This is a genomic window from Geodermatophilus sp. URMC 63 (assembly GCF_053502565.1).
Map to the genome: position 1 here is coordinate 249,810 of NZ_CP199956.1, position 15,433 is coordinate 265,242.

Below are 15,433 nucleotides of genomic sequence, written 5' to 3' on the forward strand. Positions count from 1 at the left end.
GGGCATCGGCCGGAGACGAAGTGGAGGCGGTCCCGGGAGACCGCGTATCCGGACAGGGTCGAACCCAGCCGCGGGACCGGGGGCTGTCCACCGGCGGTCCCGGCGCCGCTCCCCGGCGTCGGCAGATGAGGGCCTCCATCGCTGGCAGTCACGCGCCAGGGGCGCCTACAGGAGAACAACCGGCGACAGTCAGACAAGGCTGGCTGTGAAGTGTCACCGCCGGGCCCGAAATGGCGCCTTCTGTGGTGAAGGCACCGCCACCGACCACCCCCGGGAGCCAGCCATGCCCGACCCCGCCGCCGACCACGAGCCCGAGTTGCTCACCATCACCGAGGCCGCGGACGTGCTCCGCGCCCCCGTCGCCACCCTCCGGTACTGGCGACACCTAGGCACAGGGCCGAACAGCTTCCGACTCGGCCGGCGCGTCCTTTACCGCCGCGCCGACCTGCACACCTGGATCGACGCACAAGCAGACCAGTCCCCGCGCCGATAGCCCCCGCCTCCGGAGAGCGGCTGAACGGGGCGCGAGGCCGCTTCGGACCCCGGACACACGGTGAGGCAATGTGGCCCCCCGGGACCCGCCGGCGCAACCCCGGCAGGGCAACGCACCGTGCTCGTCGTCGACCTCGACGGCGAGCCGCTGCGCGCTCTGGAGGAAATCCTGCTGCGCCTGGGCACGTGGGGGGACGACGACCAGCGGGATCCGAGCACCGACCCGGAGCCGCTGCGGTTGCCGGCGGCGCTAACCGATCGGGTCGCCCTCGCCACCGTGCAGCGCCTCTCACCGCCTTGCCGCCCACCCAGTCCCGGGGACCGGGCACGGTCGGCTGCTCGCCCCGGACGGCCGCTACGGGCACGCGCCGATGAGACCGCGCTCACCCTGCCCGCCGCCGACATCGACCTCCTCTCCGCCACCGCCGCCGCCCTCGGGCACCCTCGGCTTAACGCCGACATCGCCGAGCTGGTCGCCGCCCAAGCCGAGCAGCTCGCCAGCGGCTACCGCCGGGCCGACCGCAGCGAGCTCGTCTCGCTCCCCGCGCGGCTGGCCGGCCTGCTCGACCTCGCTGCCACCGACGACACCCGGCTGCTCACCGCGCGGCTGCGGGCCACCTCGCCCGGCACCGACTGTCTGCTCAACGACGCCGAAGAAGCAGCCCACGCCCGCACCGCCGACCGCATGAAGCACATATGGGCGCACGGCTCCGGCATCGACCGCTACCCATACTGAAACCGCGGCCGGGACATTCTTGGCCCGCGCCAGACAACCGTTGTCTTATCCGCTGAGGAGGCGGCCCGCCACAACGCCCGGCTGCCGGATGAGATGGAACGCGCTGGTCACCATGGCTCCTGGATGCCGAGCATGAAAATTAGCCGCTCGGGAGGCACTCACCTCATCCTCGAGAGGATGAAGTAGGCCCAGCACCTTTCCGCGGGGCGTTCGCACGGCGGGCAAGTGGTCGTCTACGGGGTTCAACGAGAAGTCCTCAGCGAAGGCGGCAAGCAGTTTTCGGTCTCGGTCCTCGGTGTTCGTTGGAGTCAGGGGCCGGCCCAACAGGAGTCCCAGCATGTCTCCTGCGAGCCGCCAGTCGAGAAGACTGTGCCAGTGGCTGTTGCGGTAGTCGCGCAGGCAGGCATAGCAGCTGCTGTCGCATGTGCTTGTGCCGTGCTGCTGGAGGTCTTGCGCGTACGCGTCTGCTCTCGCCAACAGCTCCTCGGCGGTCTCGGCGAGCCGAGTGGCGTAGCCAGCCCCGTTCTCAAGGGTATCGCCGATGAAGGCCTCTCCATGTACGCGTCCCCCGACGACGCGGGGGTGAACGCCTACCTGGAGTTCGTCAGGACCGATGTCGAGCCACTTCACCGCTGTGTCGCGGAGCGCATAGCCCAACGATGCCCAAGCCGCCCGACCGGTGGAAGTCCGCGGGCTCGCCTCCACATCGGCTGGCTGCTCCCGGAAGCCCACAACCAGAACATCAGTACGTCTGCGAGCGGCCAACGCGACAAGCGGTCCAGGCGTGCCAGCTCGGCGGAGGTTCGTCGTTTTGGCCCTCTGCGCGGCCTGCCCGTTGCTGAGGAAGGCGTCCTCTAAAAGCCCGCTCACGTTCTTCGCCGCGCCGGCCCAGGTGCGCGTAGCAGAACTGAACGTATATCCGTCGCCACGATTGTCGTTGACCGCAACGACCTCCGCGTTCGCGGCTGCCCGCAATTCCGCGTTATGAACGAGGTTAGGCGCGGTCTCCGGAAGGACGAGTCGGGGTTGCGAAGCGCGACTCGCCGGGTCGCCTAGCTGCTCGTAGTCGCGGGGCGAGTACGAAGTCCGGTAGGCCGTTGGCTCCACAAGTTGCAGGCGGTTGAACTCTGGGGCTTCCGCGCTGCACGTGGGACAGCGATCGCCGGGTAGTTCGGTCAGTCCGAGGCAGGAGCGGCAAAGGCCAGCGTCGACGGGAGTGCCCAACGGATCGCCTCGGTCGATCCAGCCACCACTAGCCGTTTGCATGAAGTCAACAACACCGACTGCCGTATGAATGGCCTTGTCCTTGACCACCTCGGAACCTGGTGCGAACTCAGAGATCGCGATGCCGGAGTCTCGATCAAGTGTTGACGGCTCTACCCCTCTTCGCGGCGCCTCAGTGAAGAGCACCTTGACCTGCGTGGGGAATCCGAACATAGGTAAGAGGCCCGCCCGAGCCAGTGCCTCGGCGAGATCGGGCACCGTTGCTGTGTTGGCAGTCCTGTCGACCTCGGACGCCAACTGTGACGTGATCCATCCGACTAGACCGTCCTCGTCCACGTCGTTCAGGTCTGTCTCTCGTAGCACGCTCTGCACAGTTGCGCGGATCGATTCGACCTTCCCCCCGAGATAGTCCGTCAAGCGACTTCGGAGCACCGCGTCATTGAGCCACTGGTCGACGCTGCCGAACTGTCCGTGGACGGACCGTCCACCATCGAAGCTTGTGTGGCTGTTCCCAACGTCCTCGAAAGCGGACGTCAGCACGTCGGCGATGATCGCTCGACGTGCGATGCGTCCTGCCGACATGTCAAGGAAGGGCTGGGGCGGTGGATCCCCGGTGATCTGCTCCGGGTGGGCGAAGTAATGCTCATCGTGGCTTCGGGCCCCTCGGCACACGGTTAGGGCGATCGCCAGGTGCTCTGTGCGCCGGCCCGCACGACCAACTCGCTGTTGGTAGTTGAAGCGCTGCGGCGGCATATTCGCCATGACGACGCCGCGAAGCGCGCCGATGTCGACACCAGCCTCCATCGTCGTCGTCACCGAGAGGACGTCCACGCCGTCGACTCGTGGCTGACCTCCGTCGCCCAGAAATACGTCCTGAAAGCGCGCCTGGCGGCGTTGCGAAGCAAGAGGATCTGTCTGCCCTGTGAGTTCCTCGCAGTGCATGCGCGTAACGCCTGCCGGCTCACCTGCGAGCCAGGCGTAGTAGTCGTCCACGGGCACGATGGATTCTGGTTCGCGATTGAGCGGTCCATAGCAGTTGACACACACCCCTGCGCTGGCGTGCAGATGGCGCGTGCTGCAGATTGGGCAGCGCCACGGCTGCCCGCCGGTTTGCTGCACGCGGATGTGTGCGGCGAGGATGCGATAGCCGCTGCCTGGCCCTACACCCAGCGGAGACTCCAGTCGTCCAAGGATCCCAGCACCATCCAGAGGGCCGGGATGCATCCGGGCGACGGCATCCGCGTATTCCCTGGCTTGTCGAGCCCAGGAATCGCGTGCATCCCCGGCGGGCGGAACGCGCCACCGGCGACCCATGATCCTCATGACACTGCTGACGACCTGTACGGCCACATCGGTCCCGTAGCCGGGAAGGCTGACGGGGGCTGTGGGCCTCGCGTGGGCGATGCCAAGGCTCTCCACGTCGCGGCCGCCGGCGGCAAAGACGGTTCGGATGACCTGCACTTGCAACGCATTGCGAATGTCGGCCAAGAGTTCTCGCTGGGCCTGATCAAGGTTGCCGCCTCGGTCCTGGACCGCGGCATCACCGGACGGCCATGTGAACAGTGAGGTCCACGGCCGGCTGTCACGGTCGGCCTGGAGGCTCGGCTGAGGCCCGGCTGGGTTGATGCCAAGGCCGAGGAGTCGAGGCTCCACTGCCGTGACGAGGTCGTCGAGGGTGGGGATACCGCTCAGCGACACCTCGGCGTCCGCAATGGCCTGCTGGTCGGACTCGGACAGTGGCAGGCCGGTCTGCTTCTTCATGTAGGCCACGGCCGCGTTCGGGAACGACATCTGAAAGCTGGTGAAGGCCGACGCGGCCTCAGGGCCGCGGTCGGAGCCGCTCAGGTAGGCCCGCACGAGCGCGCTGGATCCGGATCGGCGCCCCAGCTCCTCCAGGAGGAGAGCACGAACCACGTCCTGGTAGTGATTGAGTTCGAGGTTGGCGGATACGCGGGCGGCTCCCTGTCGACTGTCACTGAACACCACGAGGTTGGAGGCTGGGCGCTTACCGAGCTGCCGTCGCAATGCGCCGGTCAGGACCTGGTTAGCACGGTCAAAACCGATGCCTTGCGTGCGGATGGGGGAACGGCTGCGGTTCGCGTCCTCGGGGGGGCCGAGCCAGCGCCGTTCGCCGTCAGCAGCGCATGACGGGCACCGGGTGGGAAGGCCGGGCATGCGTCGGAGACTGTCGGGACTGCGGGGTGCGTCGATGCGGAACGAGAAGCCCGTGGGTGCTGGTTGTCCGACTTGAAGTAGCCCGGTTCCGGGCGCCAGTGTCGCTCTCTGCCACTTCATGTCATAGCTGAAGGCGGCGTCCGTTGGTGTTGCGGGCGTCCCTGGCCGGCTCCAGGTCGTGACCAGAGCCTGCGGCCGCGAGGTAGGCCAATAGACGCGATAGTTGGCTGCTGTACGGGCCGTTATCGAGGCGTCTGGCAGCTCGTCAAGGTTCCCCAGCGACGAGACCAGGAATTCGCGTGCGCCGCTGCGGGTGATGTAGCCGCCGAGCATGACCTCGCCGCAGGACTCGCAGTACAGAAGTTCGAGCACGCGCGCCCCGCATTCGCAGGTGAAGCGCGCAGTGTCGTAGAGCTTCCCGACCCGGCGCTGGTCGTCGCAGTACAGCTCGTCTAACGCTTCGCATTTCGGATCAGTGCAGGCCCAGAGCCCTTGTAGTGTCTTAACGAACAGGTGGGCGCGCAGTCGGGCAGACGGCTCATCGAGTTCTCCGAGCAGGCTCACCAACCGGTCCAGGCCGGCGGTCGCGTCGCCCCGGGAGACGTCCGGCAGCAGCTGTGTCGCTACATCCGCGAAGGATCTCGCGCGTGGGCCGTTCTCATCCGCGAGCGCACGAGTGAAAAGCCGGGGCAAAGTTCCATCCGTCGGAACGTCGGAGGCTCGCGCTGTTCCCGCGACCAGCGCCGGTCCGAGGGAGCCCAAGGAGTCCGCTCCAGCGGGCGACTCGGGGGCGGCGCTGACGAAGGAGAACGGGGTCCGGGCGGGGCGAGCAAAGAAGCCGCGGAGGAACTCATGACCCACGGCGTCGTCCCCGATGCTGGCGGATGTGGCCACGATGGATAGCCGCTCCGGGTAGCGGTCTAGCCCGAGCCTGCGGAAGAGCCGCCGCAGCAGGTACGCGACCTCGGTCCCGGCGGTGCCTCGATACATGTGCAGTTCGTCGACTACGAGAGTGAAGACGTTGTCGGCCGAGGCGGCGATCCAGTCCCGCGTGGCGTCGAGTAGCGGCTGCTCGTCTTCTCGGCTGAGTGCGATGGAGAGCATGCTGTAGTTGGTCACCAGGATGTCCGGTGGGGAGTGCTGCATGTCCCACCTGGACCGCATCTCGGCGCCCGCCACCGAGGGCAGGAAGTAGCGTTGGTCCGGATCGACGTCACCGGCCGTGACCTTCCGGAGCAACTGGGCATGGCTCCGCTCGGCACCTTGCATCAGCTCAGCCAGGTACTTGATCCTGTCGTTGCTGGCGGCCTGACGGGTCCCCGGGACTGGGGTGCGGCCCGTATACCGGCCGAAGAAGAATCTCGCTCCTGCTCGGTTGGTGTCGAGCCAGGCGTGGGCCTCTGCCGAGTCGAACGCTCGCCGAAGCCGCAGCAGCTGATCCTCTACCAATGCATTCATGGGATACAGAAGCAGGGCCCGGACGGCGGCGGGCCGACCGTCGTCTCGTGGGCGCTGAGGGGTGTAACTACCTCGCGCTGACCACCATGGTGGGTTGACTGCTGGCCGTGTCGGATTCCAGGAGCGGGACTCCCGTACAAGTCGGGCGAGGACCGGCAGGAGGAAGCCCTCGGTCTTGCCTGACCCCGTGCCCGAGCCGATGACGACGTCCCTGCCGGTTAGCGCGTGCTCGAGCGCCTCTGCTTGGTGGGCATAGGGTCGGTCGTATGGAAGCAACCCTGCCCGGGCGAGCTCAGTGGCCTCGGGGACTCCAAGGCGGGTCATGAGTTCGCTCGTAGTCTCGGTGGCCGAGGCATAGCTCGGCATGAGTTCGATGTAGGGCTCGGCGAACAAGCTTCCCGGTTGGTTGAGTAGCTCGGAACGCTCGCGCGTGACAGCCCCAGACCGCAGCTCGTACGCGGTGTTGTAGTAGCGCATGAACGACCCGTGCAGATAGTCGCGCAGTCCCGCCACCGTCAGTGGGCTGGCCGTCGTCAGTTCGGGCGTCATGGGACCTCGAGAGCTGCTGTTGTGGTGACATGGTTCTGGCCGATGGTGCGGGCCGCCTGCTGTGCGATCTCGGCGTTGACATTGTCATACACGAGGTAGTTCGTAGGGCTGGGACGCTCGTTTGCGCGGACATCCCGGGCGAGCCACGGAGGAAGGCCTGTCCGGAGAGCGAGTGCGCGCGCGAGCAGCGGTGGGAGCGGCATGTCTGCGTCCACCAGGAGCCGACTGCTCGTCGAGTGGTGCAGGAGTCGGGGGTCACGGCCACGGGCGCGTTCGTCGGCCCAGATGCCGAGGTATCGGTCGATCTCAATCAGAGGCTCGTTCAGTGCGGCGCGGAAGCCGAACACGTCCCGCCACCCCAGGCGAAACCGGTATAGACCTGGCTGGTCATCCGTCGTCCTGTCTCGCCACTCAGGAGGCTGGTACGGCGACCAGGCCCGGACTTGTTTCTGGCGCGCGGGGGAGGCGGTGAATTGTGTCGCCGTCGCGAGCGCCTCATCAAGGGTTGGCAGAAGCGAGAGCACGCTGCTCGTCTCGACCTCCACGCCTAGGACGCGTAGCCCGTCAACGACGGCGTCACGGCAGGCCAAGTCCCACTCGACGAGCACAACGGTTGGACCAGCGGGCTGATCATCGCGAAACGGTGTTCTTCGATGGACGATGAGAGCGCTGCTGGCCTCGGCCACGCGCTCGTCCGGATCATCCGGGTCATCGATCCGCTCGAGCAGCGTGATGGGACGAGCCCCGCACAAGACGTGGAGTCCATTCGAGACCGGCAATCGCAACAGCGTTGCAGGTGCGACGGCAACTCGGCGGCGGTTCTGATCCACTTCCACATGCCCCAGCCGGCCAAGGATGGCCAGAGCTCGCCGCCACTGGTAGTTCATCTCGGTGAGCCCAGCTGCATCGCAGGCCCAGGCCCACGTGTCACGGAAGGCATCGAGACCCGCACCGCCGGACTCCCTCTCGGAAAGCCAAGACAGTATGTCGTCGTAGGGATTGGGGAACGAGCCATCACGGATGTCGCGCCGCCGTCTCGGCGGGACCAATGTCATGCCTTCAGGCCCGCTGGCCTTCCGGTTCCGTGCCCAGGTCATCGCGAGCGCCCGTAACTCGGCTTGGAGCCGGGGCGCCTCTGATCCGTACCACTGCCACGGGCGCCCGAAGATCTCAGCCACCAAGTCCGGACGCTGCAGCCGGCGCATCAGGCCTGGCAACAGCTCGACGTCGGGCGGGATCTCGGTACTGCCGATGCGACCGGACCGCTTGCTCCACGAAAGAAAGACTTGAGGGCGAGCCGGCATGCTGCTCCGTACAGTTTGCAGAGCGTCCACCTGCAGCGGGTCAATGGCCGCCTCGGCGACCCACCGTGCAGGACTAGGCCAAAATTGCATCAATGCGCCGGACGCGTCTAGCGCGAGATACTCCAGGCCAGCACCCGCACGCAACATGGGCGGGTTCGGGCTCTCGCGACCGTGTAGTACGCGCGCCCCCGACAAGCCGGACGAGTTCGTTCGACACGGTCCACTTACACGGTGCCCGGCGCCAGCGACTGCCAGTGGCCAGCCGCAAGCGCCACCTTCGGCTCGAGATCGCATGCCAGAGACGGACGTGAAGCGCACGGTTTGCCCATCAGGGAACGTGATCGTATGCGTTCCGGGGTCCAGACCTAGGTCCGACAGCCGAAACTCCAGCTCTCGAGCGACATGCTCCGTGCCGCCGACAACCACGAGCCCCGGGGCGCGCAACTCGAGCGTTGGTTCGCCGCCACACAAGTAGGTGTTGGGGGCGACGCGAAGGCCTCCCCTGAGGCGAGAGGCGGGTCTCGGCGCCGGCGCCAGGCCGCCCAGGCCGAGCTGAGCAAGAGTTGCAGAGGCCGGCAGGCGACCCAAAACCCATATCCAGGCCCAGCCTTCAATCGATGCTGACCGTCGCTCAAAGGGAGTCCCTGCGCTCGACAGCACCGCCTCGACATCCGCGACGTCCGCAAGCCGAACCAAGAGTCGACAGTCGAGAGCCGTCACCGGGCCGATGACCTGCAGTAGTAACCCCAGGGGCGGCTCATCAACGAACGCATAGGCTCGTGCGGCATCGAGGCTGACGGCCAAGCCTGGCGCGACCTCTAGGGACAAGCCTTCTTCTACGAGTTCACGTGCAGTCGCTGATGCGGACAGGGGGATGAAGCCGGTCGCCTCATCAACAACGATCCGATTTCCGTCTCCTGGATCCACCTCGATCCCGACAAGGCGCTCATCGCGGACGACCGCCGCGAGCGTGTCGGTCCAGTCGTCCAGGGTGAGCAAGCCCGACACAGACGCTGTGCCGCCACGCGACCTCGTGTACCCCGTCCAACGGGCTGCTTCCTCGGCCAGCACGTCCTCAGCCACGGCGCGCTCCACGCCCCCGCCCAGCCTCGCGAGAAGTTGCTCGCCTGCGGCCCCCCGATAGCGAAGCCATTGCTCGAAGGCATCAAGGAGAAGAGCAGGGGCCGGGCGCGATCCAGGAGGGAGCCCGGTCGCAGCGAAGAACGCCTCAATGAGCCGCCGGTCGCGGAATCTGAACAGTGCTTGGCTACGGGCCCACCCCTGGTGAACCCAGCGGTCGTGAGAGCGCGCTGTAGGCAGACCGAAGTCGCGCCCCTTCACCTGCAGCCATTCGTTGAAGATTGTCCATAGCTGCGGGACGTCCTCTGCGTAGCCGGGCGGACGAGTGGTGTCCACCGGGCGGCCCAACAGGTGGTTCTGCACCCGATAAACGCTGTCCGTATCCCCAACTGGGTCGGAGGTCACGGCAAGAACGGTCAGCGCCAAAGCCCAGAGGTGCGGGGGCGTGCCATGGCAACCCTCGCCTCGCCAGCGCCTGGCCTGTCGCACGGCATAACCAAAGGGGCGTCCCGCGAACGTGAACGGTCGGCTCGCGGCGAGAAACTCGGCAAGAGCCGTCTCGCGGGGAAGTCCACTGGCCTCGGCAAGGACGTCCTCGTCCACATAGAAGTACAGCGGCTCCTCGTGACGCCCCGGGACGAGTAGCGCCGCCGCTAGATGCTGGTTCCACATGACGAGAGGGGTAGCGGTGCTCACGGCTCCTTCATCGGCGGAAGTTAGATGATCATGATCTTGAGTCACCCTGGAGGGACAGACTGTAACCGCGGCGGAGACGGGAGTCGACGGTCCTCCTCAAGGTCCGCACCGCGGCCGTCGAGCGGCTCGACGCCCAGGTGGAGGCCGAGGTCGCCCCTTTCTCCAGGGCGGTTGAGCTGCTCGGCACCATTCCCGGCCTCGGCCGGCGCACGGCGTGGGTGATCCTCGCCGAGGCCGGCCCGGACATGACCCGCTTTCCAAGCGCGGCGCACCTGGCGTCCTGGGCCCGGCTGTGCCCGGGCAACCACGAGTCGGCCGGCAAACGACCCTCCGGACGCGCCCGCAAGGGCGACACCGCATTGCGCACCGCGATGGTGGAGGCTGCTTGGGCCGCGACGCGCACCCGCAGCACCTACCTAGGCGCCCAGTACCAGCGCTTCCGGCGGCGCCTCGGCAGCCGGGGCGAGACCAAAGCGATCTTCGCCGTCGCGCACACGATGCTGGTGATCGCCTGGCACGTCCTCGCCGAGCACAAGCCCTACGCCGAGCTCGGAGTCGACTACATCACCCGCCGCGCCGATCCCGAAGCCCACGCCCGACGCCTCACCCGCGAGATCGAGAAGCTCGGCTTCGACGTCACCATCCAGCCACACGCCGCCGCCTGACCCGACGCCCTCACTCACCGCGGCTCGGCCGTGGAACTGACGCCTGCCTACGAACCGGGATCCTCGTGTCAGAGACACCTGAAGGGCTCTCCGCCGACGGGGTGACAGCGCCCTTGTGGACCGGGCGGCTTTGACTCGTCACCCCTAGCCTCCGAGGCATGCAGCGGCTGTCGTGGCGTAGCCCAGTCCGTTGGTGCTTGATCGCTGTCTTCGTCCTGGTTGGTCTGGTCGCGGTCATCATGTGCATCTGGTGGACCGCGGTTGCCATGCCAAGAAGTCTCGCGGATCGCCCATGTGAGTGACGACCTGCGCCGGTGTTGCACCTCGACGCCGCGAATTGGGCGACCGTTTGCAGGTGACCGTCTCTTGCCAGTGTCGTGACCGCAATACTGCGATGGCCCTTCTCGCCTCTCCGGCACTCGCCAGAACCTTCCGTGTCAGGCTTGACCGGACCAGCGATATGTGGTGCACGGAGACTGGCCGATGAGGAAGATGCTGGTTGCGTCGCTGTTCATCAACGCCCTCCTGCTTGCCGTTGTCAGCGTCCTCGTCGTGACGGCATACGCTGTGCAGGACCGCCTGGAGGCTGTCGAGGTACAAGCAGCTGCACCCGGGCCGCCGGGGCCACAAGGCCCACCAGGTCCACCCGGACCTGCAGGACCTCGTGGCTCCAACGGTCGTGATGGTGAAGACGGGATGGCGGGTGCGGATGGACGCGATGGCATCGACGGCCAGGACGGCGCCCCGTGCCTGTCAGGGGTACCGACTGCGGTCACCGTCGTCACCGATATTGGAACCGAAATAATCACTGGGCGGACACGAATCTCGAAGCGCACAATTATGGTTTGCGCCAACTAGGTGCAGCGATCCGGCAACCGTCCTGTCTCGTGAGCGGCCCACTTCCGGACACATCGTCGAGCGGCCGCTGTTCATAGGGTCCAGCCACCTCGCTGGCGCGGAGGGACGGCGACGGAGAGGATCCGGCGGTGGTCCCTCGAAAGCCGCGCGTCGCCCCGATGGCAACACACGGCCCTTCGCGAGCGCTAGGCGAGTATTCACACGTGGAAGGGGCTGATGTGGTGATCGACACCAAGATGGTCAAGACGGCGGGAGAGCACACTGCTTGCGCCGCACTGGCACGCCACGGCTGGGCGCCCGCATTAACGCGCGACGGGATTGCTCGGACAGACATCCTCGCCGTGGGCACGCACCTGCCCGATCGGCCGACCGTCGAAATCCAGGTCAAGACGGCCACGCAAGTCGGCGCTCGGACCAGTTGGCAGATTAACGACAAGGCACAACAGTCAGCCCGCTCCCCGCACGAATGGTTCACCTTCGTCCTTCTCCCAACCCCGCCCAAGCCGGCGCGCTGCTTCGTCGTGCCGCGCGACCATGTCGCGGCGGCGACATGGGCTGTCCACATGAACTGGATGACTAGCCCTGACGCAGCGCCAGGAACGCGCAATACACCGCTCAGTCGTGCCCGGGTGGATGACACCGTGTGGGGACCCTATGAGGATCGCTGGGATCTGCTGGGCCTGCCAGGTCCCAAGGTCCCAGTCTTACTGCCGGAATTCGTGCGCAAGTTCATGCAGATCGAGCGGGTCGGCCTGCCGCCCTCGCATCCCTGGCAGTCGGAGCCGCCAGAGTGGCTGGGATAGGCCACCTGAGCGCTCATCGCTTGGCTTCAGGCCTGTCCCCGGAGCCGCCCTCAGGCCGAGCCGGCGGCGGTGTCCGTAAGGGGCCCACTCTGGGGGAGTAGCAGTGCCGGTAGTGGACGTGGTCGCGGTCGGCCAGGACCTGGCGCGGTGGGTCAACCGGTTGAGCGCCGTCATCTACCAGCCTCCTCCGGCCTACTGCCCGTGGCCGCGCGGATGGTCGGCGACATGGGCGACCGACCGGACCGCGGCCTCGTGTTGTGGGCGCACCACGACGGCATGGGGCTGAAGGATCGCCGCTGGGCGATGTCGCTGCTGGCGTGTCATTAGGCCGTGCACCGAGTCGCCGACTCAAACAACGCGCGCGTTGGCCGATAGATGGGTGGAGGGCCGCGGTGATGCGCGGCGGCTTGGCGATGGCGCCCACCTAAGGCGCGGACATACGGACATGCTGGAGGCAAACGGTGACTGCTCACCAAGAGGACGCCGACTACACCGACTTTGCGTCGCAAGTCAGTGATCAGACGCGGGACGCCCTGCGTCGACTGGGTCGCATGAACCTGTTGCTTGTTGGCAAGACGGGCACCGGCAAAAGCACTTTGGTCAATGCCATGTTCGGCGACGCCCTCGCCAAGACGGGTGTGGGGCGTCCGGTCACCCGAGGTCTGGACTATTTTCATGTGCCCGGTAAGCCGCTCGGCCTGTATGATTCTGAGGGTTTTGAGACTGGTCAAGACGGCGACACCATCCTGTCCCGACTGCAGGAGCACGTCGAGGAGAAGCGGCAGCTGCCCGTCAGCGAGCACATCCACGCGGTGTGGTACTGCCTGCGCTGGTCTGACCGCCGCTTCGAGGATGGCCAGGCGGAGTTCGTGCGAGCCCTGCGGGCCATGGGACTGCCCGTCATCCTTGTCCTGACCCAGGTGCCGAGGAACCCGGCCGGGGAGATTCACAGCGACGCCCAGGCGCTTGCGGACGATATTGAGGCCCGCGGCCTGGGCATTGCGCCAGCCGGTCGTGTGCTGTTCACGAACGCGGTGGCAGACGGCTTCATGGGGTGGCCGGCGCACGGCCTCCAAGAGCTGCTTGATGCCACCTTTCTGATCGTGCCGGAGGCGGCGCGGGCTGCCTTGACGGCGTCCCAGCAGATTGACTTAGAGCGGAAGCGCACGTTCGCGCGAACGGTGATCTTGGGAGCCGCTGCCACCGCTGGGGCAGTTGCCGCGACGCCAATCCCCCTCGCTGACGCCGCGGCCATCGTCCCCATCCAGAGCGGAATGATTGCCGGCATCTCGGCCATCTACGGCCTGCCCGTCAGCATGGGAACAATCGGATCACTGGCCGCTACGGCCTTCCTTGCACAGGGGGTTTCGGCGGTTGCAAAGAGCGCTGTCCGGACACTCCTCAAGTTCGTGCCAGGTGTAAATATTGCGGTCGCCACTGTGCAGGCGGGAGTGGCAGCCGCCTTCACTACAGCCGTTGGTCAAGCCCGGATTGTGGTCTGCGAGTTCCTGCACGACAAGAGTGCCGAGGTGATCGAAGCCCTGGTGGGCTCGGATGAGATCAAGCAATTGTTCCTCCTGAGCTTCAAGGCGGCCGCCAAGGCGTCAGTTGCTAAGGCGTGAATTTCTCGCAGGCTGACCCTCTGGAACGGCGTTGGCAACGCGTAGCTCCGCCGACGGCGTTGGCGACCTCGTTGAGCCTGGCTTGACGTGTCCCGTAAGCCGCCTTTGGGGACAGCGGCTCCGCTGAGGTGACAGCCCCGTCGAGGGGCCGCCGGACACCGAGACCAACTGTGCGTATGAACGCGTCAGTGGCCGCGTCCTGAGTCGCGACGATTGGGCGCCTCCACACCTCTGCCTGCTTCCCTACAACCGGCGTCCCTCCGGCTGACGCAGGGCGGGGGAAGGGTGGGCCGTAGGCCCATCCCGAAGGGACGCGAAGCGCCCTCCCAGCGACTGACTGCAGGCGGCACGTTAGCCGGGTGGAGGGCGGATGCGCTGGCCGAGGAGTCCGCAAGGAGTCCGCAAGGAGTCCGCAGAACTCCCCTAGGAAGCCGTCGACGCCCAACTATCGTCAACTGCATCGCTGCAGCTCAGAGCCGCAATAGCCGACCTAGCCGCAGGTCGGAGAACCGTCTGAATCGGCCTCCGGAGGCGGGTGCGCAGGTTCGAATCCTGCCGGGGGCACTTTGTGAAAGGCCTGCTCGGAGCGGGGATCCGCCGCTCCGCCGGGCGTCGTCCAGGTCGATGACCTCGGCCTCGGGCAACACTCGGGCAACAGCAGCGGCGCGCGCGGCCGCCATCGCCTCGGCCACCTCGTCCAAGCGGTCGCCGAACAGATGCCCGTACTGGTCCAGCGTCATCGCCGCGGAGGCGTGCCCGAGCATCTGCTGGACGACTTTGACGTCGGCGCCCGACGCGATCGCCAGCGACGCCGCGGTGTGCCGCAGCTCGTGGGGGTGCAGGCCGGGCCGGCCGATGGCGGCCGCCGCGGCGGTGAAGCCGGCCCGGCGGAAGACCGGGGCCCGCAGCGGGCCGCCCGACCTGGCCCCCGGGAACACCAGCTCGTCCGGGACCCGGCCGGCGACGTGGGCGGCGAGCTCCTCGACGAGGAACGGCGGGATGGGCACCTCGCGGCGCTCGTGGCTCTTCGGGGTGCCGAACACCTGGCGGGAGCCGACCAGGGTGACCGACTCGGCGATGAGGGCCCGGCGGCGGCGGAGGTCCAGCCGACCGACGCGGAGGGCGGCCAGCTCGCCGAAGCGCACGCCGGTGTAGGCGAGGAACAGCACGATCAGCCGGTGGTCGTCGTGCCGGCGCTCGGCGAGCCGTCGGTGCTTGCTCACCGGCTCCCCCGGCGGAGCGGCGCAGGCCTCGGCGAGCCGCTCGACCTCGGTGTGGGTCAGGTACTGCCGCTCCTGCCGGGTCACCCGGGGCAGGCCGACGCCGGCGGCGGCGTTGCGGGCCAGCCGGCCGTCCTTGACCGCCAGCGCCAGGACCAGGGACAGGACCCGGTGCACCTTGCGCACGGTCGCCGGCGAGCGGTCGGCCGCGAGCCGGGCCACCCAGGACTGGACGTCGGCGTGGGAGACGTCGCCCAGCCGCACCCTCCCCCACTGCGGCTCGATGTGCTCGCGCAGGATGCCGGCGTAGCGTTCCCGGGTCGACGGCTTGAGGTGGGTCTGGTCGGCCAGCCAGCGGGCCGCCCACTCCCCGACGGTGAGCCGAGCCAGCGACGGATCGGCGAAGGACCCGGTCAGCTTCGCCGACTCCACCGTGGTCAGGAACCGCTCGGCGTCGCCCTTGCGGGCAAAGGTCTTGTTCCGCTGCTTGCCGTCGGGCGTGCGGTAGTGAGGTTTTCTCACCAGCTTTGACGGCTTGACTTGTGTCGTCG

General features: G+C 67.2%; 9 protein-coding genes. 6 read left to right on the plus strand and 3 right to left on the minus strand.

Annotated elements, in window-relative coordinates; all coding sequences use genetic code 11:
* The first annotated feature begins 283 nt into the window (after positions 1 to 283).
* Positions 284 to 493 (plus strand): helix-turn-helix transcriptional regulator, encoded by a 210-nt coding sequence (locus ACWIZO_RS01205; protein WP_448640748.1) that lies wholly within the window; start codon positions 284 to 286, stop codon positions 491 to 493.
* A gap of 117 nt (positions 494 to 610) precedes the next feature.
* Positions 611 to 1,228, plus strand: coding sequence for a LuxR family transcriptional regulator (locus ACWIZO_RS01210; protein WP_448640749.1), 618 nt, complete (start codon positions 611 to 613; stop codon positions 1,226 to 1,228).
* Between the two features lie 45 nt (positions 1,229 to 1,273).
* Here the strand turns inward: ACWIZO_RS01210 and ACWIZO_RS01215 are convergent, their stop codons facing one another.
* Positions 1,274 to 6,634, minus strand: a complete 5,361-nt coding sequence (locus ACWIZO_RS01215; RefSeq protein ID WP_448640750.1) for a DEAD/DEAH box helicase — start codon at positions 6,632 to 6,634, stop codon at positions 1,274 to 1,276.
* Positions 6,631 to 9,714 carry a hypothetical protein gene (locus tag ACWIZO_RS01220; RefSeq protein ID WP_448640751.1) on the minus strand — a complete coding sequence of 1,028 codons (3,084 nt, stop codon included), beginning with the start codon at positions 9,712 to 9,714 and terminating at the stop codon, positions 6,631 to 6,633. The genes ACWIZO_RS01215 and ACWIZO_RS01220 overlap by 4 nt, the downstream gene beginning before the upstream one ends.
* A 137-nt stretch (positions 9,715 to 9,851) precedes the next feature.
* On the opposite strand from ACWIZO_RS01220, the gene ACWIZO_RS01225 reads away from it, so the two are divergent.
* From ACWIZO_RS01225 to ACWIZO_RS01240, 4 genes are all read left to right on the plus strand, one after another.
* The gene (locus ACWIZO_RS01225) at positions 9,852 to 10,379 is read left to right on the plus strand and encodes a transposase (RefSeq protein ID WP_448640752.1); all 528 of its coding nucleotides are present in this window, start codon (positions 9,852 to 9,854) and stop codon (positions 10,377 to 10,379) included.
* A gap of 1,079 nt (positions 10,380 to 11,458) precedes the next feature.
* Positions 11,459 to 12,040: a hypothetical protein gene (locus ACWIZO_RS01230; protein WP_448640753.1), complete on the plus strand. Its 582-nt coding sequence runs from the start codon at positions 11,459 to 11,461 to the stop codon at positions 12,038 to 12,040.
* Between the two features lie 201 nt (positions 12,041 to 12,241).
* Entirely contained in the window at positions 12,242 to 12,367 is a 126-nt protein-coding gene (locus ACWIZO_RS01235; RefSeq protein WP_448640754.1) for a hypothetical protein, read from the plus strand.
* A gap of 134 nt (positions 12,368 to 12,501) precedes the next feature.
* Positions 12,502 to 13,662 (plus strand): GTPase family protein, encoded by a 1,161-nt coding sequence (locus ACWIZO_RS01240; RefSeq protein WP_448640755.1) that lies wholly within the window; start codon positions 12,502 to 12,504, stop codon positions 13,660 to 13,662.
* A 470-nt stretch (positions 13,663 to 14,132) separates the two neighbouring features.
* On the opposite strand, the gene ACWIZO_RS01245 is transcribed toward ACWIZO_RS01240, so the two are convergent.
* Positions 14,133 to 15,404, minus strand: coding sequence for a tyrosine-type recombinase/integrase (locus tag ACWIZO_RS01245; RefSeq protein WP_448640756.1), 1,272 nt, complete (start codon positions 15,402 to 15,404; stop codon positions 14,133 to 14,135).
* Positions 15,405 to 15,433: the final 29 nt, after the last annotated feature.